Here is a 26,004-nt window from a genome sequence, read left to right on the forward strand (position 1 = left end):
GACAAACAGATAGGCATAAACAATTTTCGTTGCATGCCAATTGGGCCTTTTAAGGAAAACCCTCAGGTAACCTTGCGTCCTTGATCAAAGGCCACCAGGTTCAAGTCCTTGAACTTGGGCGGCACCCGGTCGGCGATCACGGATTTCCAACTGTCCACGGACAGGTCCAAGAGGGTCGAAGCGACGCCCAGCAAGATGGTGTTCACCAGCCTGGGATTACCCAACTTGATCGCCATGGGCAACGCGTCCACCACGATCGGATTTTCAGCCCGCTGCTTGATCACCTGTTCCGCATCTTCCGGATAGCTGCCCATGCCCGCGTACACGGCCGGGGGAATGATCCGCTGGCTACTGGTGATGACCCGCCCGCCAGGTTTTACGTAATGCAGCCAGCGAACCGTTTCAGCCAGTTCAAATGAAAGCATGATATCGGCCTCACCTTCCATAATCATGGGTGAATACACCTTCTCGCTGTAGCGCACATGGCTGGTCACCACCCCACCGCGCTGGGACATGCCGTGAATCTCGCTCTTTTTCGCGTCAAACCCGCTGATCATGGCCACGTCCGACAGAATCTCGCTGGCCGTGATCACCCCCTGACCGCCGGTGCCGACCACCAGCACGTTGGTTGTCTTTTTATCATCGCGATTCATCATTCGTCTCCTGTCTTTTTATTATCCGGCCACTATGCTGATGGCGTTCTGTTTGCAGACCTGTTCGCAAAGGGCGCAACCGTAACAGGTGGCGGCATCGATATAGGCGTAGCGCCGCTCCTTCTTGCCCTCTTCATCGGGGATGATATCGCCCTGGGAAATGGACGGACAGCCCAGTTTCAGGCACATTTTACAGCCGATGCAGGCATCCGTATCCACCACGCGCACGGCTTTGGGATCCTGGCGGAACAGCTGGATGCAGGGACGTTTGGTGACCAGGACGGAGGGGCCGTCATGATCGATCTCTTCCTTGAGTGCCGCGATTGTGCCTTCCAGGTCAAAGGGATCGATTTCCCGGGCTCGCGAGCACCCCAGCCCCTTGACCAGCGTGATGATGTCCACGGCATTGGTCTCTTCCATCTGCAGTGTCTTGCCGGTGCCGGGATTCTGCTGCCCCCCGGTCATGGCCGTGATGCGGTTGTCCATAATGATCACATTCACATTGCCCTTGTTGTAGATCACATCCAACAAGCTGGTAATCCCCGAATGAAAGAAGGTTGAATCACCGATGGCGGCAAACACCGGGCGCTTGTCGTCGATGCCGGCCTGGGCCATGGCCTTGGCCGTGCCATGGGCCATGCTGATGCTGGCCCCCATGCAAAGGGTACTATCGATGCTTTGCAGCGGCGGCAGCACGCTCAAGGTGTAGCAACCGATATCGCTGTGTACGATGGCTTTCATCTTGTTGAGCGCATAGAACAGCCCCCGGTGCGGGCATCCGGCACACAGCAGCGGCGGCCGGGGCATCTCACCGCCCGGGGCCTTTTCCCCGGCCGTCGGCAGATCAAAGGGCAGCACGCCGGCCTTGTCAAATCCCGCGGCCACGGCGTCCGGGGAGAGTTCGTCCAACCGAGAGAAAAAGGCTTTACCCTCCACGGGCAATCCCAGGATACGGATTTCGTCTTCGATATACGGTTCGAGTTCCTCCACCACAAAAAGCCGCTCGACCTTGGCGGCAAATTCCCGAATCATCCCGATCGGCAGCGGAAAGGTCATCCCCAGTTTGAGCACCGACGCCTCGGGCATGATCTCCTTGACATACTGGTAGGAAATGCCGCTGGTGATGACCCCGATCCGCGGATCGTTCATTTCCATGCGGTTAAAGGGACTTGTCTCGGAGACCGCCTTCAATTTTTCTTCCCGTTCGAGCACCAGGGGATGTCGCAGCTTGGCAAAGGCCGGAATCATAACGAATTTCTTCAGATCCCGTTTAAAACCCTCGGCCGTCGGGACCTCTGCCTGGCTTTGCGAATCCATCCCAACGATACCCTTGGCATGGCAGACCCGGGTGGTCATGCGCAGCAGGGCCGGCGTATCGTACTTCTCGGAAAGCAACAAACCGGCCTCCACCATATCCTTGGCCTCCTGGCTGTCGCTGGGCTCCAGCATGGGGATTTTGGCGAACCGCGCGTAAAAGCGGTTGTCCTGCTCGTTCTGGCTGCTGTGCATGCCTGGATCATCGGCGCACACCATCAGCAATCCACCGGGGATGCCGGTGTAGGCCAGGGTCATCAATGGATCGGCGGCCACATTGAGTCCCACGTGTTTGGTGGTGAACAGGGTGCGCACGCCGGTCATGGCTGACCCAATGGCCACCTCCAGGGCCACCTTTTCGTTGGGCGCCCACTCGGCGTAAACACCGTCGTAGGTGGCAAAATTCTGCAAAATTTCCGTGCTCGGCGTGCCTGGATAGGCACTGGCCACCTTGACCCCGGCCTGAAAGGCGCCAAGGGCGACCGCCTCGTTACCTGATAGGATATGTTTGTTCATAATGGGTTCTCCCGTGACTCAATCGATTGGAGCGAATTGCTCGCCCGGCTGGATAGGACCTAAGAATTAATAATTAATCAAATTTATTTATTAACAGCATAATATTTTTTTTATGTCAATATATAACTTATTTAATAAAGATATTGACTAAATAAGCAAAATTTCTTAAATTTTCGATATTCAATTCAATGCCAAGGCGGCCGCATGGATTCGCCCAACTCATTGAAATCAGAAGTTTTTTCCTTTACCAAGGACAACTCCGATGAAAATTGACGAAACAGACAAGAAGATCCTCGAGATATTGCAAAATGACGGCCGCATCACCAATGCCAAACTTGCCGCCACCATCGGCATTTCACCACCGGCCATGCTGGAACGTGTCCGCCGTCTGGAAACGGCTGGCATAATTACCAATTATACGGCGGTCCTGGACCGCGAAAAAATCGGTCTCGAAGTCATGGCCATCGTGTCCATCTCCCTGGCGGCCCATGAGCTCGAATCCATCGACCGGTTCCGGGAAAAACTGCTGGCGCTGGACGAAGTTCTGGAATGCCATCAGGTCACCGGGGAAGATGATTTTATCCTCAAGGTCGTTTTGGAAAATATCAAAAGCTATTCGGAGTTCGCCATGAAAAAGCTTGCCGGCATACCGGGCATTCAAAACTTCAAATCGTCCTTTGTCCTCAATACCATCAAACATTCCAATAGCCTGCCTGTCAAACTGAGCAAATCCTGAGCAGCCCGTCACCGCCATCATCTTAGGCTCCGCAAGCGTTGATGAATCTGTAAAAAGTCGCCATTCGGATGGATGTACGCATTGTGTGTTATCGCTGTGCAAAGCACCGGTCGAGGTGGGATGCCTCCGATTTCGCCGTAAACAGGCTGACAGCGACCGTGACAACAAAGGCGATGGGAAGCGCAACGAGAATCGGGTCCACCACCATCCAGGGAAAAGAATCAATCAAATAGGGTTTCCCGAAAATTGCCTGACTGAAGCCCAAGGCCACAGCCTCCTTTTTATGGATGAAGAAAAGCCAGAAAAGCGAACTGAAGGCACCGAAAAACATTCCTGCGATGGCTCCCGCCCGGGTGACCGATTTCCAATACAGCCCCAATACAAACATGGGCAGAAAGGTCGCCGCGGCAATACCGAAAAACATCGCCGTGGCCCGGGCCACAATGTTGATGGGCAGATTATATCCCAGGAATAAACTGAAGATAATTCCGACGACGATACCGATGCGAACAAACAGGATCGTACGTTGTTTGGAAGTCGATCGGCTCCTGTAAAATGTGCTTTCGTACAGGTCTTTTCCAAGAGAAGTTCCCATGACATGAAAAAGACTGGAAAGGGTGGATGTGGCGGCAGCCAGCAAGGTTACCATAAAAATATAGGAAAACCAGCGCGGTGTGGCGCTGGTGATATAAAGCGGTATAATTTTATCGAAATTCCCGCCTGCCATTTCCAGGGCATTCTTCCCCGCCGTTTTTAAAAAAAAGACGTTGGACAACGAACCGACCACAAATGCCACACCGGTCATGGCAAAGATAAAGATGCCTCCCACGAGCGTGGCCCGGTTGAGTGACGTATCGCTCTTGACTGTCATGAATTTAACGGCAAGTTGCGGCTGGGCCAGGGTTCCAATGCCGACGCCGAGGACAAGCGTCGAGATCACCACCCACCATAATTCGGATCCGGTCTGGGGCATTTTGGCCCACCCCTGGTGACCGATGGCCTGCAGTTTTTCAGGAACCTGTGTCGCCATGTCTGCCAATGCTGAATGTGCTTCGGTTACACCACCCAATTTATAGTAAGTCAAGATCAACAGGAAAGACATACCCAAAAACATGATGCTCCCCTGGAAGGCGTCCGCGTACATGACCCCCTTGATGCCGCCGGTGACGACATACAATGCGATAACAAAAGTAAAAATGACCAGTGCGACCATAAAGCTCAGGCCAAGCGCAGTTTCAAGAAATCTGGCTGCGCCGATAAGGACTGCCCCGGCATACAGGGGCATGAAGAAAAAGATCACCAGACTGGTGAAAATCCGGATCAAACGGGATTCATACCGTTTACTTAACAGGTCGGGGAAAGTGACCGCTTTCAGATTCTGACCCATCTGGCGGGTCCTTTTCCCGAAAAAGATAAACGCCACGAAAATGCCGATAAAAATATTAAAGACCGTAAGCCATAACAGCCCCATGCCAAAAGCACCGGCCGCACCACCAAAACCGATGATGGCGGATGTGCTGATGAACGCGGCACCATAGGAAAGCGCCATGATAAAGGGATTGATTTCCCCGCCGCCGATCAGGTAGTCACCGGCCGATTTTGTCCGTTTGTATCCCAAATACCCCAAAAATGCCACGAGTCCAATGTAGATGACGAGAATGGTGTTGAATAACGGATAGTTCATCTTTTTTTCGGTCTCCTTACCTTTCCATGGAATGCGATTCGCCGACAAATCCATGCGGCGTTTAGGGATCTGTCGGGACGCCCGTTTTCAAGTCCCCTTAAAGCAATCCGCCCTGCCGGCCGGCCCCTCAGTCCTTGTTCCAGCGCAAAAAACCATAAACAATGCAGATCATCGTACCGACACCGGACAAACCATAAGCAAGAAGAATCCATATGTCTGTTAAACCAAACATCTGTTGCCCTCCGTTTGTGTATGGATGAAAAAAATAAGATATTAGAGAATTTCAAAGAAAAGCATCATAATATTTGCTGAATGTCAAATATTTTTTTATTTTTAGATTGTTTTTGAGCAAATCTTACTAATTTTATTATGGCCCATTCTTTTTTCCCTGCACCCTGCAGGCCAAGCGTGGATGGTGACAATGAAAAGGACAGCCACAGAAAACACCTCGGCCCAGCAGGCAGACAAAAAAAATGAATGCGCCTCAAAATTTACATAAAAACATATTGACCGTATAGCTTATTTTTATTATGTTGATTTTAAAAATGGCCTTATTTAATTTTGTTAATATATTATTTTGATTAATTTTTATTTTCTCTTCTCAGGACAACACCGACTTGCTCGGAACCATTTTACTCATCAATAACTCCATGAGAGAGGCGTTGTTATGAAACTCAAACAAATCGTCGTTTCCATCGAAAATTCTCCAAACCGACTTTTCCGGGTAATTAGGGCCATGAGTGATGCCGGCATCAATTTGCGGGCCATGAACCTGGTGGACACCGGCGCCTTCGGTCAACTTCGCCTGTTGGTCTCCGAAGTGGTCAAGGCGAGAAAAATTCTCATGGAGATGAATATTCCCGCCTATGTCAATGAGGTTATTGCGGCTGAGATCGAGGATACACCGGGCAGCCTTTCCAACATCATGCTCCCACTCATGCAATCCGGCATTCGCATCGAGTTTATGTATGCCTATATCGGCGGAACGTCGGAGGGAAAAGCAGTCATGATTTTCCGTTTTTCCGATAATGACGAGGCCATCAATGTACTGCAGCAACATGGCGTCAAAATACTGGATGCAAAGACCTTCAATATCACTGATCATGAATAAACAACCTTGAGGGGCACTTATGAGCAATTTTAAATCAAACCAGACACGACATTATGGCATCATCGGTGCCGGACCAGTGGGATGCATCGTCGCCGCGTTTCTTGCTCAAGGCGGCCACAAGGTAACCCTATGCGACATTGTTCCCGAACTGGTCGATACGGCACGGGAGCGGGGAATCATTATCGAAGGGGCGGAAACCCTCGAACAAAAGATCCCCGATACGTGCAACCAGATGGAAGATCTAATGGACGCCGGACCCGATGCCGTTTTTATCTGCGTCAAGGCCCAGGCGCTGCCGCTTATCTCATCGGCTTTGGGAGATATTTACAAAGAAGGCATCGCCATCGTCAGCTGGCAAAACGGAATCGATACGGAATTCGAAATTGCCAATGTCCTCGGCAAGAAGCCGGTCATGCGCGCGGTGGTCAACTGGGGATGCGGTCTCATCGGACCGGCCCACGTCACCATGCCCTTCCATCATCCGCCCCACTATATTCAGGAGCTTGATCCCGCGACCCGCGATGTCGCCGTTCAGATCGCAAAAGACCTTACCGGCTGCGGCCTGCACACAGAGCACACCGACCGGATCGTTCCCATGGTGTGGCGCAAGACCATCATGAACGCATCGATGAATCCGGTCTGCGCGGCAACCGGTCTGACCATGGCCCAGGCCATGGGCGACCCGATGACGTTTGGCGTGGTCGACGCCCTGTTAAAAGAGTGCCTGACCGTGGCGCGAGGCAATGAAATCCTTCTCGGCTGGGATTACTACCAGAATGCAGTAGAATATCTTAAAAGCGCAGGCGGCCACAAACCCTCGATGCTGATGGACATCGAGGCCAACCGGCGAACGGAAATCGATTATATCAACGGCAAATTTGTGGAATACGGCAAAAGGGCCGGCGTGCAGACTCCTTATAACAACACCATGCGATCCTTGATCAAGGGGATTGAATTCTGCATGGAAGCCAAAAAATAACCCCCAATGTTGCAACGTTGGGGATAATCTATCGCCAGGGCAGCAACCATGAACCCATCACCTGCAGCTAAAACGCCGATCTATGCCGGAGTCGATGTGGGCGCTTCACATACAAAAGTGGCCCTGATCGATACTGCCGGAAAACTTCTCGGCCATGCCGTGAAAAAATCGGGGGTGGATTTTTCCGCCACAGCAGACACCTGTCTGAACATTGCGCTAAGAATGGCCGATTGTCGGCCAGAGCAGGTGATTCGCAGCATCTCTACGGGGTACGGCCGTCACAATGTGACCTATGCAAACGGTAACCGCACGGAGATCGGCTGCCATGCCTCAGGCTGCTATTTTTACTTTCCGGAGGCCATCACCGTTATCGATATCGGTGGGCAGGACAATAAAATCATCAAACTGGACGACGGCGGCAAACGCATCAGCTTTAAGATGAACCGCAAATGCGCGGCCGGCACGGGCGCATTTTTGGAAGAGATGTCAATCCGCCTGGATATTCCATTATCTGAAATGGATGCACTGGCCCGTCAATCCACTGAAACCATCAACATCGGCAGTTACTGCACCGTTTTCAGCGCCACTGAAGTATTGGAATATATCCGCCACGGTAAAAAGGTGCAGGATATCGTTAAGGGGCTCTATGTCTCGGTTATTCGGCGTGTACTGGAAATGGACGCATTGACGGAAATGGTAGTAATGAGTGGAGGGGTCGTCGCCCATAACCCCTTTCTGGTCGATCTGGCTGAAGAAGAAATCGGCCGGAAGATCCACACCCCACCGTTTCCCCAGCTGGCCGGCGCCATTGGTGCAGCCCTCTATGCGAGAAACGAGGATATTAAAGACAGCGAGTAATAATCATGCCCCAAGAAAAAAAACAGATATTAAAACGTCTTAACGCTGCAAAGGACCTCTCCCGTTTCATGGCCGAGTACTACTACGAGTTAGATGAAGCGGATCGATCCGGAAAGCAAAAGATCGCCTGGTGCACAAGTGTGGGACCGGCCGAGCTGCTGCGCGGCATGGGATACCACATTTACTTTCCCGAAACCCACTCGGCCATGCTGGGCACCACACGCATGGCCACCGATCTGATCCCCACGGCCAATGCCATGGGATATTCACCGGAGATCTGCTCGTACCTGACGGCGGATATCGGGGCCTTTGTCAAGGGCGTGACGCCGCTGTCCAAGGCCTTCAAGGGAATCAGCCACGTCCCTGAACCAGATATTCTGGTGTACAACACCAACCAGTGCCGGGATGTTCAGGATTGGTTCAACTGGTATGGGGATCAGTTCAAGGTCCCGGTGGTCGGCATTCAATCCCATCGGTCAGTCGGCCAGATCACCGAATCCCACATCGATTCTATTGCCTCACAGATCGAAAACCTGGTGGCCCCGCTGGAAGCGGTGGCCGGCCGCCGGCTCGACATGGACGTATTCAAGTCTGCCGTGGCATTGTCCCGGGAATGCTCGGATCTATGGGAAAAATGCCTGGCCACGGCCTCGACCAGCCCCGCGCCCTTGACCTTTTTCGACGCCACGACCCTCATGGGTCCTGCGGTGGTGGGCCGCGGCACCCAAAAAGCCGTGGACGTCTACCGCCTGCTCCTGGAAGAACTGGAATCTCGCGTGGCTGTCGGAGAGGGCGCTCTCGTCGACGAGGAAAAACACCGTCTGTACTGGGACGGCATGCCGGTATGGGGTCGGCTGGGCATGCATTCCAAGATGTTTGCCGAGCTGAACGCCAATGTGATTGCCTCCACCTACTGCAGCAGCTGGATCTTCTCAGCCCTGGACCCGTCCGATCCGTTCCGCAGCATGGCCCGCGCCTATACCGAACTGTTCATCACCCGTGATGATGCCTACAAAGAGAATTACATCCAGAACAAATTGGCGTTTTTCGGCTGTGACGGCATGGTCTACCACAATGCCCGTACCTGCCCCAACAACACCAATTGTTTGTACGGGTTGCCGCAGCGCCTGCAGACAAAGACGGGTATTCCTTTTGTGATCATCGATGGTGACCTAAACGACCTGCGCTGTCTGTCAGATGAACAGACCCGAACCAATATCGAAGCGTTTATCGAACAACTCGAAGAGAGAAAATAAGGAGGTAGACCGTGGTGCACTGGATGAATCTAGGTCAACAGTTGAAGGTCAATGCGCGTAAGTATGCAAATAAATTGGCCTTGAAGGACGAAGGGCGAACTTTCACCTATGCCGACACCAATCGGCGCGTCAATCAGCTGGCCCATGGTCTTATGGGGCTGGGCCTTTCCAAAGGCGACAAGGTGGCCGTGTTCATGGACAACTGCATCGAAATCATCGAGCTCTATCTGGCTACGGCCAAAACCGGCATCGTGATCGTGCCGATTAATTTCCGGCTGGTGGGCGCCGAAGTGGATTATATCGTGAACAACGCCGATGCCAAGGCCATGGTCGTAGAGGCCCAGTTTGCCGCTGTGATCGACCCGATCAGGAAAGATCTTGGAAACATCCCTGCCGATCATTACGTGGTCGTGGGCGATGAAGCCCAAGGCTACGTGGCGTATGAATCCTTCATCGCAGGCCAGCCCGATGACGAGCCGCAAGTGGCTGTAAAGCCCGAAGATACATGGATTTTGATCTATACCTCCGGTACCACCGGCAAACCCAAAGGGGTAATCCGCTCCCATGCGTCCCACATCTCCTTCTGGCTGATCAACGGCCTGGAAATGGGGTTCAACGAGCATGACTACTGCCTGAACATCATGCCCCTGTGCCATATCAACTCGACTTTCTATACCTTTATTTTTCTGTATATCGGCGGGTCAGTCTATGTCCATCCGGCCCTGGCCTTCCGGGCGCCGGAACTCTTGAGAATCGTTGAAGCGGAGAAAATCACTTTCATTTCCCTGATTCCGACCCATTACAACCTGATCTTGAACGTGGACGCGGAAGACCGCCGCCGCGATGTCAGCTCCATCCGCAAACTGCTCTGCTCGTCGGCACCGGTGCGGCGCAAAATGAAACGGGAAATCATGACCTTTTTCCCCAACGCCGAGCTCTATGAAGGCTATGGCTCCACCGAAGCCGGATGTGTGACCGTGCTCAAGCCTGAAGATCAGATGACCAAAACCGGCTCCATCGGACGAGAGGCCCTGGGCACCGATGTTGTTAAAATATTGGACAGTGAAGGCAACGAGGTCCCCACCGGTGAGGTGGGTGAAATTTTCTCGCGCGGGCCCATGCTGTTCGACGAGTACTACAAACTGCCGGACAAGACCGCCGCAGCTTTCAGGGACGGCTGGTTCTCCGCCGGCGATATGGGTAAAAAAGACGAAGATGGCTATTGCTATATCGTCGACCGCAAGGACAACATGATCATCACCGGCGGAGAAAACGTCTATCCCAGCGAGGTGGAAGAAGCGGTGGGCAGTCATGAATGCGTGTTTGACTGTGCCTGCATTGGCCTGCCCGATGAGAAATGGGGGGAAAAGATCGTGGCCGTGGTCACCCTCAAAGATGGCATGGATGAGCACAGCGTCAGCCAGGAAGATATTCAATCCTGCTGCCGGGAAAAGCTGGCCGGCTATAAACGCCCCAAAGAGGTGATCTTTATCAAAAGCGACGAAATGCCGCGCACGGCAACGGGAAAGATCTTGCATCGCAAACTTAAGGAAAGATATGTCGAATGAATATATGCCTTGGATTGGCTCCGACAAGAAAGGCAAACGTTCTCTGCGATATTGCATCATTGAGGGCATTTCATCTTTATAAGCATCAACTCAGGAGGTTGTCATGAACTATTCAAAATACGCCGCTATCCATGCCCGTCATCTACCCGATAAAATCAGCCTGATCGAACGAACCCCCTCGATCGGTGAGAGACGGACCTTGACCTGGAAGCAGTTCAACGACGCCATCAACCGCACGGCCAACTACCTGGCCAAGGAATGCGGCGTCAAAGATGGTGACTATGTCATGCATTTGCAGAACAACTCCCTGGAGTGGCTGATCACCTATTATGCCATCATTCGTTTAGGCGCCATTGTCGTTCCCTTGAATTTCAGATTTGAAAGCAACGATGTGCTGTTTGCGGCAGGCGTAAGCAATCCACGCGTTTTTTTGCTCGGCTCTGAGTTCTTAGACGTTGTTCAACCCATCCAGAATAAACTGGGATCCGTGGAAACATACATCTGCATCGGTGACACCGTGCCGGATGACATGGTTGATTACAAAGCCGTTGAAACCTACGATGATCTTTCCGATGCCATGGTGGATGTGGCGGATCAACACGATCTGGCCATGATGTTTACCTCCGGCACGACCGGAACCCCCAAGCCGGTCATGCACACCCATTTCTCGCTGAAAAACACGGCCATCGGCAACGGGATGTCCTATTTTGTCGAAAAAAACGACAATTATCTTTTCTTCCTCCCCCTATTTCACAGCGGCACCATGTTTTTGTGGGCACCGTTTTACGCCACCGGGGCCACCGGTACCATCCTGCGCGAATTCAATGACGCCAGGTACATCATCGAAGCCATGGCCGAGGAAAAATGCACCGACACCCTGTTTGTCGTGCCCGTTGCCATCATGATTCTCAACGCCATCGACAACGGCACCATCAATCTGGCGGATTACGATTTGTCGGCCTGGCGCTACATGGAGATCGGTGCCCAGCCAGTCCCCTTCGACATTATGAAAAAGCTGGTCGAGGTCCTTCCCTGCGGTGTATCCAATATTTATGGCATCACCGAAGGGGGCGGAGGGGGATTGTTCAATCTCTATCCCGAAGATGTCCTCCGAAAACCCGGGTCCATCGGCAAACCCACCTTCGGCGTGGAAGCCAAGCTCATCGATTTCGATGGGACTGAAATGCCATCCGGTGAAGTCGGAGAACTGCTCTTTAAAACAGAGCGCATGATGAAGGAGTATCATAACAACCCGGAAATGACCGAGTCCACGATCAAGGATGGTTGGCTTTGCACAGGCGATCTGCTCAAAACCGATGACGAGGGATACTACTACATTGTCGATCGCGCCAAAGACATGATTACCAGCGGGGGAGAAAATATCTATCCGGTGGAAATCGAGGACGCCCTGATGGATCACCCGGATATCGAGGATGTGGCCTGCATTGGATATCCCGATGACCGACTGGTGGAAATCGTACTGGCCGTGGTACAGCTCAAACAAGGCAAAGCCATGACCGAGGAAGAGCTGATCGAATATGCCAAAACAAAAATGGCCACCTACAAGGTGCCGCGCAAGGTGATTTTCGATCCGGTACCGCGTAGCGCCACCGGAAAAGTCTTGAAGCCCGCCATCAGAGAAAAGTATACCGGCAGGCGGGAAGCGTTTAAAAAACTTGACTAAAGATGGAATCAAAAGCCCGCCAGTCCCAGGGCGGCCGGACGTGATCCCGCGCTTGCGTATCCGGCCAGGGCCATCCGTCAGGCGGGGGACAGGTCAACACCAGGCGCTGCCCCCGCGTGGGATGATCGACCTCCAGATGATTGGCCAGCAGGGCAATCTCCCGGTCAGGCAGCGCCGCCGTCGCACCATAGCGCCGGTCACCTAATATCGGACATCCCGCGTGGGCCAGCTGGATGCGGATCTGATGCCGCCGCCCGGTTTCCAGGCTGATTCGCACAAGGCTCCGCCCACCGTCATGACCCAGCACCTCATATTGCAAGCTGGCGTTTTTGCTGCGCTTTGTGGGTTCAGGGACCACCCGGTTGCGGCGATTGCTGCGTTCAATATGATGCCGAAGGCGTCCTGACGTCTTCGGCAGCGTGCCTTCCACCACGGCCAGGTATGTTTTCTTGACCGTTCTTTCACGAAACTGTTGAGACAATCGTGAAGCCGCCTTGGACGTACGGGCAAACAGCACCACACCGGCCACCGGTCGATCCAGGCGGTGGACCATCCCCAGAAAAACCTTTCCAGGCTTTTGGTAAAGAACTTTGAGCCAACGTTTTGCCAGGTCAAGCAGACAAATATCGCCGGTTCGGTCTCCCTGCACCAGAAGACCTGCCGGCTTGTAGACCGCAAGCAGATGGTTGTCCTCAAAAAAAACAGGCCACCGGGAATCATAAAAGCATTGTCGATCAATGATAAAATCCGTGGAGACCATGGGAACGTCTGAAACCATCATCGGCCAAGCCTGGCAATGCCTGCAATCTGGCGGGCCAGCGTCACCGGTTCGGAATGGATGGGAAGCAGATTGATATTTGGGTCCATGTTTTTTCCAAGATTTTTGCGATCGGACATGACATTGGCGGACAGGGCAACCAGGGGCAATCCTTTGGTGTGTTTATTCATTTTCAACAAACGCAATAAATTGATAAACGTGCCATCGATCCTTGAATGAATAACAACGGCGACCGGTTTTATTTTCATGACGGTATCGAGCATGCGTGTCAACCCGGTATTGATGGTGACCTGAAAGGTCTGCGATTCAATGGCTTCAATCAACGCGCTTGAAAAACCACCGATTAAATCAATGATCAGGATGGATGCATTAACGGATTTTTGTTCGTTTTCGACCTGATAGGCGCTTGAAAGTATTTCCAGCGATTCTTTGCGGGTCGAAATGGACTGTTCAATGGTTTCAATCAGCACAGCAGGGTCATTGAATTGGGATAAAACGGTGGCGTCACAGCCAGTGTCCATTTTATCTTCATCGGCAATCACAATAGCCGGGGTTTCCTGAAAGTTGGCCAGTGATCTGAGTTTAGGCAGCAAAGAAGAAGGGTTGACTGAATCCAGATTGAACAGCAAGGCATCCGGAGACATTTGGAGCATTTTTTTCCAATCGCTTTTAATATCATGTCGAATCAGGCGATAGGGCGCTTCAAGATAGTCCAGGGTATCATCCATTTTGCAGTTATCATGAATCAAACAAAGCGTGGGCGGCGATGCCTTCAGATCATTTCTTTGCGCGCATTTGCTTTTGATGGTATGCGCAACCGCAAAATCAACCAGCATTTTTTTATTGGCTTCGGAGATTTTATTTATTTCGGTGCCAATTCTCACCCCCTGTCCGCTTTCAAGGAGATTCCTGACCACAATCGTTGCCCTTACACTACCATGACCAGGGATTTCCAATTCACTGTCGACTTCATCCTGGCACTTTGGCACCGCGCAATCAGAAGAAACCACCAGAGAAAAACCATTGGCGGAAAATTCCTGCACACAGGTGGTGACGGGGCCACTATTCGGCAAATCCAATGTCACCTTAAGGGGCAGCTGGTCTCCCGGATAACACCGCAACCATTTGCGGCGATTGACAGCACGAATCGCCATGGGACGACGGATTTTGAAAAACGTTCCAACATTCTTGACGTTGTTGGCGCTAATTATTTCACTCTCGAAATAATGCTCAAAGCCATTAAAAAAATAACTGATCGTCACAGGACGGTCTATTGGCAGCGCCAACGGCGCCGCTCGGACAACAATTTCTTCAGACCGATGAATATTAAAGATAAACCGACGGACGGTGATAGGGGAACCTGCATCTGCACGAAGCGTCATCATCGGCTGGACACGGTAAACCCATAACAAATGAGATTCAATCTGCTCCACCGATTGAATCTGTCGAATGATCGTCATCGCTCTTCCACCATCATACCAAGCCGGATAGTTATGCAGGTTTCAGCAAGCTTCCAATATCTTCCCCACCTTACCGATCACTGGAAAAATGATCAATAATTCAGTGTATTATAGATAGTGAGAGTGGTTGTGTCAATGTTTCGGGAAGCCGACGGTATTGTATCCATGCAAACGCAATCGGCAAACAATTGGATGTTGATCGTGAATTTCACCTTTCAGGTCAGACCAAAAGCAAATCCAATCTAAGGATTTAATTAAACGGGAAACCAGACGATATACAACTTGGACGGTGTGCGCCCCATGGAACAATCAGGCGCATATCCAGCAACCAAAGATCAGATCAAATGAAGGGATATTGATGAACAATCCACGACACCACCTGTTTTGGATGGCACTTTACCTGGCAATTGTCAGTGTTGTATGCCTGCTCATGTTTTCACCGCTTCAAAAAGCGTTTATGGCCAACTGGGGCTTCAATCTGCTGATCATTGCAGCACTTTTTACCGGCATTGCCATCAATATGCGCCAGGTATTCGCCCTTGAACCTGAACTTCAGTGGATCAAAATGTTCCGTACCGGCAATGTGGGGATTTCAGTTTCCGACCCGACCCGGTTGATGAAGCCACTGGCCAAGCATTTGGAGGGGCTCAATCGTGACCACTTTTCGCTGTCGGCCTTTTCCATGCGCACAGTCCTGGATGGAATCCGCGGACGCCTGGATGAATCCCGCGAAATATCGCGCTACATGATCGGATTGCTTGTATTTCTGGGATTGTTGGGAACGTTTTGGGGACTGCTTGGGACCATCTCCTCGGTCTGGCAGGTCATTGATGGGCTGGAGGTGGCCAGGCATGATTTCGCAGCCGTATTCGCCAACCTCAAAACCGGCCTTCAAGGCCCTTTAAGCGGCATGGGCACCGCGTTCAGTTCTTCTCTGTTTGGCTTGGGCGGCTCCCTGGTGCTGGGTTTCATCGACCTGCAGGCCGGTCATGCGCAAAATCGTTTCTTCAATGAGCTGGAAGAATGGCTGTCCGGCGTCACCCATCTGATCGACAAAGCAGAGGGGCAAGCGCCGATCGTCCACGCTCCGGCAGCATCTGATACCGCCGGTGATCTGAAAACGCAGCTGATTTTAATGAATCAGGAACTGCGTGAAAACAACCGCAGAATTCATGAATTGCTTACAGACCGGCAGCCGGTCGAATCCCCAAAAGGCAAACGGTCGGTCACGGCCATGAGGGCTTGATGCATGTCCAGTATCGCCAAACGAAACCAGCGCACCTTCAATGTCTGGCCCGGCTATGTGGATGCACTCAGTGCCCTGCTCATGGTCGTTATCTTTCTGGTTCTGATCTTCTCTGTGGCCCAATTTCTGCTGAGCCAGATTCTTTCCGGCCAGGAAAGCGAATTGGCCAACATGCAGCGCCAGCTCAGTGAACTGACCGCCCAGCTGGGATTGGAAGAGCAGCGCAACCGAACCCTGACCGCCAACGTTTCCGAGCTGTCGGTCATGATCAGCGATCTTACAGACACCAAGGTCTCGCTCGAGGACCGGATCGTGGATATGGCCAATGACGCCGAACAGGATCAGTCCCGGATCGAGCAGCAACTGTTGACCATCGGCAGTTTGCAGGAAGACATCGATGCCCTGCGGCGCCTTCGTGAAACGTTGGAAAGCCGAATCGGTGCCATGGCCACGACCATGGAAGCCAATCGTCTGGAAATGGGAACGCTGCGAGACCGCTCGAAGGCCCTGGAGGCCCGTCTGGCTGACGAAACAGAACGAACCCTGTTGGCCCAACAACACCTCGATCAAAAAGAGATCCGCATTCAGGCACTGACCGCACTAATCGGCGAACAAAAACAGGCACTGGAAGATGAACGCCAGCTGTCAGCCAGTGCGCGTGCCCAACTTGCCCAGTTGAAACAGAGTATTGCCTTGCTAAAGGCCCGTTTGGAGACGGTAAGCCAGGCCCTGAACATCGCCGAGGATGAAAATCAGAGTAAATCCTCTGAGATCAAAGATCTGGGCAAACGCTTGAACCTGGCCCTGGCCAATCGAATCAATGATCTGGAATCCTACCGGTCTGAATTCTTCGGCCGCCTGAGAACCGTGCTGAGCGATAATCCGCTGATCCGCATCGAAGGCGACCGCTTTGTATTTCAGGCTGAACTGTTATTTGCCTCCGGGTCGGCCACCCTTGGAGAAGAAGGACGCCGCCACCTGAGTCAATTGGCAACGCCATTAAAGGCCCTGGCCGCTAAAATTCCGGCGGAAATCGACTGGATTCTGAGAATCGACGGGCATACCGATCGTGTACCGGTAACATCCGGACGATTTGCTTCCAACTGGGAATTATCCACCGCACGGGCCGTCTCGGTGGTTCGCTTTTTATCCAGCCAGGGGATTGATCAATCCCATATGGCCGCCACCGGTTTCAGCAAGTTCCACCCCCTGGATTCTGCCGACACCCCGGAAGCTTACCTAAAAAATCGTCGCATCGAAATTAAGTTGACCTCGCGATAAAAAAATTCTACGTGTTACGCATCTGGCTTTTTTCAACATATCTTTTTAAGGTGGGGTCCCCGCTTGAAACCGAACTCAACCAAGCCGATGGTCAATTCATTAAGGCGAGACGAAAAAAAAAGGCCTAGCCCGGAGCTGATGAAGACGCTGCTAAATCGCTGCGGCATTGACCTTTCCGGGGTTCAACTGGATCAGTTGTGGGTCTACCATCGATTGCTCCGCCGCCACGATGCCGAATTGAATCTGACCCGTATCCGCAATTTTGAAAACATGGTCATCAAACTGTACGCGGATTCCATGTTGCCGGCCCTCAAGACCCACTTGCCATCCCCACTGATGGATCTGGGCAGTGGTCCCGGCATGCCGGGCATCCCGCTTAAAATTTTTCGTCCTGATCTGAGTATCCTTTTGGCCGAAAGCCGGCAACAGCGGGTCCAATTTTTAAAAACCGTGTTAAATGCATTACATCTTCCCGGTCTTGAAGTGATCGAACGGGGAATTGCACCGGATTACGACCGTCCAGTGGCCGGCGTGATCACTCGGGCCGTGGAACCTATTGCCGACACTCTAACACGCGTGGCCGGCTGTGTTAAAAAGGATGGGGTCATCATTTTTATGAAAGGTCCGCGTTGCGATCAGGAAATCGAACAGGCAACACGCGATTTTTCAGGTGATTATGACCTGATCGAAGATACGCCGTACCAGATTCCCCACACCCCGAATCAGCGCCGGCTTGTTTGTTATCGGCGCAGAGCCGCCGCCGTTCAAATCGAAACGGAAGCACAACCGGTAACGTATCACCGTATTCGGGCCATCGAAAGTGAATCCAACCCGATCTTCAAAGATCTGAAAAAAATGCTGGGTGGACGGGGGGTGAAAAAACTGGGTAAAACCCTGGTGTGTGGTCGACGACTGGTTGCCGAAGTGATGGCCCAATCCCCCGAGCGCTGTTTGGCATGGATCAGTAGCGGTGATCGCCATGGACCACCGGCCGATGCCCCGCAGCATCTGGAATGGCTCCAACTGTCAGCACCGCTTTTCCGGGAACTGGACCAGTTCGGCACCCATGCGCCCATGGTGCTTTACGACTTCCCGACGATAAAATCCTGGGCTGCTGATCGCTCGGCCCTGGGATGCAGCCTGCTGATCCCTTTTCAGGATCCTGAAAACGTGGGTGCCGTGATCCGCAGTGCCACAGCTTTTGCCGTGGAGCGGATTATCTTGCTCGCCGAAAGCGCCAACCCCTTCCACCCCAAGGCCATTCGCGCTTCGGCCGGCACCGTTTTTTCGGCAACCCTTTACCAGGGGCCGGCAATGGAAAAACTCCCCGATGATCTGCCTGTTGTCGCCCTGGCAGCATCGGGGAAACCGCTCCCCGACATCGTCTTTCCTGACTCCTTCTGTCTTATGGCAGGGATGGAAGGGCCAGGGTTGCCGCAACGCTGGCAGCAGCAGGCCATTTCGATTCCCATGTCAGGGAATGTGGAGTCACTCAATGCGGCCGTGGCCACCTCAATAGCCCTCTACGAATGGCGCCGGCACCCTAAACGCTCGGGCTGATGGCTGTGCTATCAGTTTCAACGGTGGGCATTGATCGTTCATTCAACATAACCCCCAAAAAAAGGAGGGCCAAAGGCCCTCCTTTCAACACACCCCCACGTACTACTCGAAATATCTATTTCCGACCGCTATACTCCTGGTAAGCCATGGCCACCGTCCGGTAGACGATGTGGGCCAGCTTGGAGAACGGCGTATAGGCAAACAGGCTCCAGATGAAGATCAGGTGCAGATAGTAAACAAAGGCTGACAGACCGTACATGCCGCCCAGACGCAGCATCTCGGTCAACAGACCGGTCAGGCCCAGGGCCAGCACCAAGCCTACAAGATACCAATCCCAGTAGCTGGAAGGCTGGTCTTTTTTGGCCAGACGGTTTTTGAGCAGCAGGATACCGCCGATCACCAGAGCGATACCGGCAATGTTCCCCAGCCACTTGACCGGGTTGATCTGCTGATAGGGCCCTTCAATATGGAAAATCCACTCAGCCGCAAAAAAGCAATTGGTAACGATAAACAAGCCGATGAAAGCAAAGAGCACCATCATATGGGCGGTTGAGCGTTCCTTGTTTTCACCGCACTCGTTGAATTTCTGATGCTTCATGATTGTCGGTACAACCTTGATCAACGCCTGCACAAAACCTGCGGGATCAATCTTTTCTTTATTGGTTTTTCCTTCCAGCAGCGCGTTGGCATGCATATCGGCCAGAAAGCGCTTCAACCCCAGGGCAAACACGCCGATGGCAAAGAAAAAGGTGGGAATCATGATCATGTCCACCAGATAGTTGCCGATATAGTCAGCCTGCCACAGGTGATCACCACTGGGAGCAAAGTTCAGCCAGTCCACCCCGACGATCTTGAGCAGCAGCCCCACGACCAGAAAAATGGCCGCCGGAATAGCCAACAGTATGGGCAGTTTCTTGGGATCACTGACCATCTTGGCGATGGGCTTGGGTGTCGCATACTCGATGACCGTAGCGGCGCGGACTGCCGCAAGCACTTCGCCGGGATGAGCACCACGGGGACACAGGGTGGAGCAGTCACCGCAGTTGTGACACAGCCAGATATCACCGTTGCCGATCAGCCGGTCTTTCAATCCCCAGGATGCGGCAATCATCTCTTTTCGGGGAAACGGTTTGGTATCCGGAGAGATCGGGCAGGCCACCGCGCAGGTAGCGCATTGGAAGCACTTTTTAACATCGGCGCCGCCCAGTCTGCTCACTTCTTCAATAAAGCTCACATCAGGTTCGACCAGATATGAATCCGCCATTTCTAACCTCCTCACTTGGACAAATGGGTAAGCAAGACGGCTAGCCGCCCTGCCCTCATATCATTATTTAATTAGAAGCCCTTGAACGGGTTGGGACCGAGCGCCTCGATGGAATCCACAAAATCGTTGATGATCTGGGGAACCTTGTCGTAATCGTCGATGGCCACTTCAAATTGGGCCACTCGCTCGTTTTCCAAGGATAGGCTGGCCAGGGCATCGCCGATCTTTTTCATACGGATGTCAGCCAGTTCGGAGCCCTTGACAAAATGGCACTGATAGTCGTCACCATGCTTGCAGCCCAGCAGGAAAACACCGTCCATGCCCTGGGAAAGCGCATCCTTGATCCAAATGACATTCATGGAACCCAAGCAGCGAATGGGAATGATGCGGACATCCGCTGAATAGGATGAGCGGTTGAGCCCGGCCATATCCAGTGCCGGGTAGGCGTCGTTTTCGCAAACCAGGCCCAGGATACGCAGCGGCGGTTCGGTGTAGTCGTCTTCGGACGGTACGCTGACCGATTTGACCATGGAGCCAATGCTGTCGATGTTGTAATCGGCAAAACCGATGATACGCTCGGGGCAGGCACCCATGCAGGTACCGCAACGGCGGCAGCGCGTGGGATTGGGTTTCGGGGTCCCCTTTTCATCGTCGTCCAGGGCGCCAAAGGGGCACTCTTCCGTACACCGCTTGCACTGGGTGCAGCGCTGGAAGAAGAAGTCCGGGAAGGTCATGTCGCCCGACCGCGGATGCACAGCCACGCCGCGGTTAACCGACTCGAGGCACTGGATGGCCTTGAGGGCCGCACCAGAGGCGTCCTCCATAGCCTCTTCCATGGTCATGGAACGACGGATGGCACCGGCGGCATAGATACCGGTCCGCTGGGTTTCATAGGGGAAGCAGATGAAGTTGGAGTCCACGTATCCGTTGAACAGGCCGATATCGCGGAAACCCGGTCCCTGACGGTAGGCCAAGTTAACGACTGGATCATCCTTGGTTACGGGAACCATACCAGCACCCAGAACGACCAGGTCAGCCTTGACCTGCAGCTTCTCGCCCAAGAGCGTGTTCGAGGCATCCACGATCATGCCGTCGCCGTTTTTCTCGACACTCATTACGGAACCCTTGGTCATGAAAATTCCGGGGTCCTGCTGCAGACCTTTGTAGAAGAGCTCGGAAAAACCAGGCGTACGCATGTGCTGGTAGAAGATGAAGGCCTTGCCGTCGCTGTAGTCTTCGCGCACATACTTGGCCTGTTTCAGGGAAACCATGCTGGTCACGGCGCCGGCATAGGCAAAATCGCCGTCTGACTCGTCCTTGCCCGGGCTCTGGACGAAAACCACCGACTTGGCCGGCTGGCCGTCGGACGGCCGCACGATCTTGCCGGCTTTGGCAATTTCTTCGAACTGGGCGTTGGTGACCACGTCGGGAATGACACCGTACCCAAGGTGTGAAAAATCGCCGTCGGAAAGATCATCCGGGCGCCAACCGGCAGCCAGAATCACGGCGCCGAACATCTCGCCGTCGGGATCGAACTTGAGGATGTCGTTCCTGCCTTCGTTATATTTCATGTAGACTTCGTGCTGTTTGTCTACATCCAGTTCCTTGCCGCTCTCATCGAATTTCATTTCCTCAGGCAGCGGATAGGGGACATCAAAAGGAATCTTTTCACCCGGTTTTTTCATCGTCACCGTGAACTCACCTGGCTGGCCGGCGATACGGGCGATCACCGTACCGGTTTTCACGGTAATATTGGGCATGGCCTCGACCTCGGCGATCTTGGCCTGGACGATCGGCGAAATCAGCGCATCGTAAGGCGCTGCGACCGGCATCTGCTTTCTCACCTTGGCCGCATAGCCGCCCAGGTTGTCGGTTTTCTCGACGATGGTCACATCGTATCCAAGCTTGGCTGCATCGATGGCTGCGGTCATACCGGTGATGCCACCGCCCAGTACCAGGATTTTCCGGGACAGATTATCCAGCAGAAAGGGCTCGGGCAGTTTGACTTTCTCGACCCGGATCATGCCCATGCGGATGTAATCCTCGGCCATCATCTGAACGCGATCGTAATTGTCCTCATCTTCTTTTTCTTCATCGGTCAGGGCCGGGAAATCGCTGCGCGGATGGGACCAGACCACGCCTTCACGCAGGTTGACGCGATCGACAATACAGCCATCGAAGCTGAAAACATCAAAATTGACGCGCCGGGAACAGGCGGCCAGGACGATGCTGTTGGTGCCGCCCGCGATGTCCTTCTTGATCAGTTCAACCCCGTCTTTGCCACACAAAAACGGATGGGTTTTGACAGGCACACCCTCTTCTTCGGGAATCCCGCACAGGGCTTTCACATCGAGAGACTCCCCGATGCCACAACCTTCGCAGATATACACACCATACTTTTTATCCATGGTTTACCTCCTACCTTTTCACCAGGGTTTGAATGGCTTTCAGGGCCATGCCGGTCGCATTCTGGTTGGATGAAATCACGTCTGCCGGCTTGGTCGCGCAGCCGGCGGCAAACATGCCACCCTGTTCAAAATCATTGACGAAAAATCCATCATCATTGATTTTAAGGTCAGCCGGCAATTTGGTGTTGGCGGCAGTCGGCTGCATACCCGTTGCGAGAACAACCATATCCACCGTCTGGCGAGTCTTCTCCCCGGTAACCGCGTTTTCGGCAACCACGGTAATATTCTTGGTGCTGGGGTCTTCACTGACCTCGGCAACCTTGCCTTTAATAAAGATGACGTTTTCATCTTCCTTGATTTTGTTATAGAACTTCTCGTATCGATCGCCTGGAGAACGGATGTCGATATAGAAAATGTAGACTTTGGTGTCCGGATACTGCTCACGGATATAGGTGGCGTGCTTAAGCGATGCCATGCAGCAGATGTAGGAGCAGTAGGGCAGGTGGTTCTCGTCACGCGAACCGGCACACTGCACAAAGGCCACGCTCTCGGGCGCCTTGTCATCGGAAGGACGCACGATTTTGCCTTTGGTGGGACCATTATTGGATGCCAGGCGCTCGAGCATCATGTTGGTGATGATGTTGTCGTACTGGCCGAAGCCCAGGTTGTCGATGCGATGGGCATCGTAGGGCTCCCAACCGGTGGCCCAGACAATGGCGCCCACGGGCAGATCGACGGTCTTGGCCTGCATGTCCAGATCCACCGCGTCGTATTTACAGGCCTCTTTGACCTTGGTGGCATCATCGGTGCCGATAATCTGGGGAGAAATGACATATTTGGCCGGAAAGGCCATTTGAAATGGCAGATAGGCGCCCTTGGTCTTGCACATGTCGAAGTTGTACTCATCGGAGACTTCCGTCTCACAGGCTTCGGCACAGGCACCGCAACAGGTACAGTTCTCGTTCACATAGCGAGGATTGATCTTGACACTGACAGTGTAATTGCCCGGCGTTCCGTCCACTTTCTCGACTTCGGCCAGGGTAAACACCTTGATTCTGGGGTTGTCCTTGATCCGCCGGAAGTTGATCTCCAGACCACAGGTCGGAGGGCATAGCTTTGGAAAGTACTGATTCAGCTGTGCAACTCTTCCGCCCAGATAAGGATTTTTTTCGACCAAAAACACTTCATACCCCACTTCAGCGGCCTCGATGGCCGTGGTCAGACCGGCGATTCCGCCGCCCACCACCATAATGCTTCCACTCGCAGGGGCTGCTTTGTCGTTTGTCATGCTATCCCTCCGTGCATCAACGTTTCTAAAAAGGTCATGAATAAAAGTTCAGGATTGTACTGCCATGGTTTCGGGTAATACCCTTTTATTGAAGCTGGAAACAGGGAACTGGAAACAATCCAGTTATCATGATGATCTCCAGGTGCCGGTTTCAGGCTCCAATATCCAGGCAACACCACATCGGCCGACAAGGTCACCTGTCCATATCACGAATAGGTACTACCCGAAAACAACTACCGTCGATTCGGTAATAAAAACCTCCAGGCGCCCATCGGGCACCTGGAGGTGTACAACTATTCGACTAAAACAACCGTCGACATTCTCATTCGATTAGTCCGGAATGATTTTGATGTAGTCTACTTTCTTAACATCCCATTCCTTCTTTTCCGGATCGAACTTGGAATTGGTGAAGCAGAACCAATTCTCATCATCCTGTCCCGGATAGTCAGACTGATAGTAGAAGCCCGGATAGCGGGTTTCTTTACGGAACTGGATGTGGCGCAGATGCGATTCCACAGTCCAGATACGATGCTCGATTTCCCAGCATCTCATCAGCTCATGCAGGTCACCGGCGGCCAGTTTCTCGCAGTCTTCGCGCATGGTGGCAAGCAGATCCATGACGATTTCCAGAGACTTGCTGCTGGTCATGTAGAAGGTGGCCGTTCCAGCACCGTACTCATGGGTAGCCTTCATCAGCCGATACATCATCCCGTTGGGTTTGATGTAGTTGGGGTTGATGTCGATGGCGGTGGTGTATTCGCAGTTATCCAGGAAGGTACGGACCGGTTTGTAAATCAGGTCAACCAGTTCTTCCTTGGACTGTTTCAGGGCCGGTTTGAAATCGGCGAAGTCCGTTGCGTAGCGCACCATCTGCTTGGCGGCGATACGGCCTTCGGCATGGGAACCGGAGGAGAACTTGTGGCCGGAGCCGCCCACGCCGTCGCCAGCGGTGAACAGACCTTCAACGGTGGTCATCTGTTTGTAGACCTTGCCATTGCGGGCTTTGATTTTGTAAGCATCCGGGACCCAGTCATAGTCGGGGCCGGAGCACCACAGACCGCAGCAACCGGAGTGAGAACCCAGCAGGTAAGGCTCGGTGGGCATAACTTCGGAGTTTTTCTTCTCCGGCTCACAGTCCTGAGCACACCACAGGTTGGCCTGGCCGCAGGTCATATCCAGGAAGTCTTCCCAAGCTTCGGACTCGAGGTGCTTGAGCTCTTTTTTATCCATGGTTGCGCCGAGGGTAGCCAATGCGGTTACGGTATCCATGAGGATCGGGCCGCGGCCTTCTTTCATCTCGAACAGCATCAGGTGGTTACGCAGACAGGTCGGGGTGATGGCGGCGGTGCCGTAGGGAGCGTATTTTTCCAGCTCTGCCTTGGCGGCGTCGCTACCGGCGAAAGCCTCGCCCAGACCGTTGAGGGTTTTGGCCTTGAACAGCAGGAACCACGCACCAACCGGGCCGTAACCATCTTTAAAACGAGCCGGGGTGAAACGGTTTTCCATCATGGTCAATTCGGCGCCGACCTTCATCGCCATGGTGTAGGTGGAACCAGCGTTCCATACCGGATACCAGGCACGGCCTTTACCTTCACCAACCGAACGGGGCTGATAGATGTTCACAGCGCCGCCGCAGGCAACCATCATGGTTTTGCATTTGATGATGTAGACGAGGTTCTCACGGACGGAGAAACCAACAGCGCCGGCAATCTGATTCTCAACGTTGGCGTCGAGGAGCAGTTCAACGATGAAGCAGCGCTCGATGATGTTGTCTTCGCCCAGAGCCAGTTTGGCGGCTTCGGCGACGATACGCTTGTAGGACTCACCGTTGATCATGATCTGCCATTTACCGGTACGGACCGGCTGCGCACCTGATTTCAGGGTGCCCATTTTCTGGCCTTTTTTACCGTCCATGTTCTTTCCGTCTTCGCTCTTTTTCCAAACGGGGAGTCCCCATTCTTCGAACAGGTAGACGGAATCGTCAACATAGCAGCCCAGGTCATAGATCAAATCTTCGCGAACCAGACCCATCAGGTCGTTACGGACCATGCGTACGTAGTCTTCTTTGGCATTGTCGCCAATGTAGGTATTAATGGCGGACAGACCCTGAGCAACAGCACCGGAACGTTCCATGGCGGCCTTGTCGCACAGCAGAACAGTCTGATCGTCTTTCAGCCATTTTTTGACTTCAAACGCGGTACCGCAGGCAGCCATACCACCGCCGACGATGAGAACGTCAACTTCTTTCTCGACAACTTCGGGATCCCGTACAGCCTTGAGTTCACCCACAGGTTTATTCGGTAATGCCATATTTCATCCTCCTGTAGAAAGTCAGATTCTTAAAAGTTATTTTCCAGCAA

At 53.0% G+C, this 26,004-nt stretch carries 20 protein-coding genes; 10 read left to right on the plus strand and 10 right to left on the minus strand.

What is annotated here, in order from left to right; translation table 11 throughout:
• Nucleotides 1-62 precede the first annotated feature (62 nt).
• Both Dvar_RS42185 and iorA read right to left on the minus strand, forming a co-directional pair.
• Nucleotides 63-656: an indolepyruvate oxidoreductase subunit beta gene (locus Dvar_RS42185; RefSeq protein ID WP_419659469.1), complete on the minus strand. Its 594-nt coding sequence runs from the start codon at nucleotides 654-656 to the stop codon at nucleotides 63-65.
• 18 nt (nucleotides 657-674) lie between these two features.
• Nucleotides 675-2,483, minus strand: a complete 1,809-nt coding sequence (gene iorA / locus Dvar_RS42190) for an indolepyruvate ferredoxin oxidoreductase subunit alpha (protein WP_419659470.1) — start codon at nucleotides 2,481-2,483, stop codon at nucleotides 675-677.
• A 262-nt stretch (nucleotides 2,484-2,745) separates the two neighbouring features.
• Between iorA and Dvar_RS42195 the strand changes: the two genes are divergently transcribed.
• On the plus strand, nucleotides 2,746-3,219 hold the full coding sequence (locus tag Dvar_RS42195; RefSeq protein WP_419659471.1) for an Lrp/AsnC family transcriptional regulator: 474 nt from the start codon (nucleotides 2,746-2,748) through the stop codon (nucleotides 3,217-3,219).
• A gap of 88 nt (nucleotides 3,220-3,307) precedes the next feature.
• On the opposite strand, the gene Dvar_RS42200 is transcribed toward Dvar_RS42195, so the two are convergent.
• Complete coding sequence (locus Dvar_RS42200) at nucleotides 3,308-4,903, minus strand: sodium:solute symporter family protein (protein WP_419659472.1); 1,596 nt, start codon at nucleotides 4,901-4,903, stop codon at nucleotides 3,308-3,310.
• Between the two features lie 127 nt (nucleotides 4,904-5,030).
• Nucleotides 5,031-5,135 carry a symporter small accessory protein gene (locus tag Dvar_RS42205; protein ID WP_419659473.1) on the minus strand — a complete coding sequence of 35 codons (105 nt, stop codon included), beginning with the start codon at nucleotides 5,133-5,135 and terminating at the stop codon, nucleotides 5,031-5,033.
• Between the two features lie 435 nt (nucleotides 5,136-5,570).
• Between Dvar_RS42205 and Dvar_RS42210 the strand changes: the two genes are divergently transcribed.
• From Dvar_RS42210 to Dvar_RS42235, 6 genes are all read left to right on the plus strand, one after another.
• Nucleotides 5,571-6,014 carry an amino acid-binding protein gene (locus Dvar_RS42210; protein ID WP_419659474.1) on the plus strand — a complete coding sequence of 148 codons (444 nt, stop codon included), beginning with the start codon at nucleotides 5,571-5,573 and terminating at the stop codon, nucleotides 6,012-6,014.
• Nucleotides 6,015-6,033: 19 nt separating this feature from the next.
• The gene (locus tag Dvar_RS42215; protein WP_419659475.1) at nucleotides 6,034-6,993 is read left to right on the plus strand and encodes a ketopantoate reductase family protein; all 960 of its coding nucleotides are present in this window, start codon (nucleotides 6,034-6,036) and stop codon (nucleotides 6,991-6,993) included.
• Between the two features lie 48 nt (nucleotides 6,994-7,041).
• A complete protein-coding gene (locus Dvar_RS42220; protein ID WP_419659476.1) occupies nucleotides 7,042-7,851 on the plus strand; it encodes an acyl-CoA dehydratase activase in 810 nt (269 codons plus the stop codon).
• A gap of 5 nt (nucleotides 7,852-7,856) precedes the next feature.
• Entirely contained in the window at nucleotides 7,857-9,107 is a 1,251-nt protein-coding gene (locus tag Dvar_RS42225; protein ID WP_419659477.1) for a 2-hydroxyacyl-CoA dehydratase subunit D, read from the plus strand.
• Nucleotides 9,108-9,130: 23 nt separating this feature from the next.
• Nucleotides 9,131-10,675, plus strand: coding sequence for a class I adenylate-forming enzyme family protein (locus Dvar_RS42230; protein WP_419659478.1), 1,545 nt, complete (start codon nucleotides 9,131-9,133; stop codon nucleotides 10,673-10,675).
• A 103-nt stretch (nucleotides 10,676-10,778) separates the two neighbouring features.
• The gene (locus Dvar_RS42235) at nucleotides 10,779-12,359 is read left to right on the plus strand and encodes a class I adenylate-forming enzyme family protein (protein ID WP_419659479.1); all 1,581 of its coding nucleotides are present in this window, start codon (nucleotides 10,779-10,781) and stop codon (nucleotides 12,357-12,359) included.
• Here the strand turns inward: Dvar_RS42235 and Dvar_RS42240 are convergent.
• Both Dvar_RS42240 and Dvar_RS42245 read right to left on the minus strand, forming a co-directional pair.
• Nucleotides 12,343-13,140 (minus strand): RluA family pseudouridine synthase, encoded by a 798-nt coding sequence (locus tag Dvar_RS42240; protein WP_419659480.1) that lies wholly within the window; start codon nucleotides 13,138-13,140, stop codon nucleotides 12,343-12,345. The two genes, Dvar_RS42235 and Dvar_RS42240, sit on opposite strands and share 17 nt — an antisense overlap.
• Nucleotides 13,137-14,597 carry a hypothetical protein gene (locus tag Dvar_RS42245; RefSeq protein WP_419659481.1) on the minus strand — a complete coding sequence of 487 codons (1,461 nt, stop codon included), beginning with the start codon at nucleotides 14,595-14,597 and terminating at the stop codon, nucleotides 13,137-13,139. The genes Dvar_RS42240 and Dvar_RS42245 overlap by 4 nt, the downstream gene beginning before the upstream one ends.
• 358 nt (nucleotides 14,598-14,955) lie before the next feature.
• Between Dvar_RS42245 and Dvar_RS42250 the strand changes: the two genes are divergently transcribed.
• The 3 genes from Dvar_RS42250 to rsmG all read left to right on the plus strand — a co-directional run bounded on the left by Dvar_RS42250 (nucleotide 14,956) and on the right by rsmG (nucleotide 18,684).
• Nucleotides 14,956-15,843: a biopolymer transporter ExbB gene (locus Dvar_RS42250; RefSeq protein WP_419659482.1), complete on the plus strand. Its 888-nt coding sequence runs from the start codon at nucleotides 14,956-14,958 to the stop codon at nucleotides 15,841-15,843.
• 3 nt (nucleotides 15,844-15,846) lie between these two features.
• Nucleotides 15,847-17,124 carry a peptidoglycan -binding protein gene (locus Dvar_RS42255; protein ID WP_419659483.1) on the plus strand — a complete coding sequence of 426 codons (1,278 nt, stop codon included), beginning with the start codon at nucleotides 15,847-15,849 and terminating at the stop codon, nucleotides 17,122-17,124.
• Between the two features lie 138 nt (nucleotides 17,125-17,262).
• Nucleotides 17,263-18,684 (plus strand): 16S rRNA (guanine(527)-N(7))-methyltransferase RsmG, encoded by a 1,422-nt coding sequence (rsmG, locus tag Dvar_RS42260; protein WP_419659484.1) that lies wholly within the window; start codon nucleotides 17,263-17,265, stop codon nucleotides 18,682-18,684.
• 115 nt (nucleotides 18,685-18,799) lie between these two features.
• Here the strand turns inward: rsmG and qmoC are convergent, their stop codons facing one another.
• The 4 genes from qmoC to aprA form a co-directional block, all read right to left on the minus strand.
• Nucleotides 18,800-19,948, minus strand: coding sequence for a quinone-interacting membrane-bound oxidoreductase complex subunit QmoC (qmoC, locus tag Dvar_RS42265; RefSeq protein WP_419659485.1), 1,149 nt, complete (start codon nucleotides 19,946-19,948; stop codon nucleotides 18,800-18,802).
• 71 nt (nucleotides 19,949-20,019) lie between these two features.
• Complete coding sequence (locus Dvar_RS42270; RefSeq protein WP_419659486.1) at nucleotides 20,020-22,356, minus strand: FAD-dependent oxidoreductase; 2,337 nt, start codon at nucleotides 22,354-22,356, stop codon at nucleotides 20,020-20,022.
• A gap of 10 nt (nucleotides 22,357-22,366) precedes the next feature.
• Complete coding sequence (locus tag Dvar_RS42275) at nucleotides 22,367-23,644, minus strand: CoB--CoM heterodisulfide reductase iron-sulfur subunit A family protein (RefSeq protein ID WP_419659487.1); 1,278 nt, start codon at nucleotides 23,642-23,644, stop codon at nucleotides 22,367-22,369.
• A gap of 330 nt (nucleotides 23,645-23,974) precedes the next feature.
• Nucleotides 23,975-25,954 (minus strand): adenylyl-sulfate reductase subunit alpha, encoded by a 1,980-nt coding sequence (gene aprA, locus Dvar_RS42280; protein ID WP_419659488.1) that lies wholly within the window; start codon nucleotides 25,952-25,954, stop codon nucleotides 23,975-23,977.
• Between the last annotated feature and the right edge of the window lie 50 nt (nucleotides 25,955-26,004).

Origin of the sequence: Desulfosarcina variabilis str. Montpellier (genome assembly GCF_048565275.1) — a bacterium.
GTDB classification, from domain to species: domain Bacteria; phylum Desulfobacterota; class Desulfobacteria; order Desulfobacterales; family Desulfosarcinaceae; genus Desulfosarcina; species Desulfosarcina variabilis.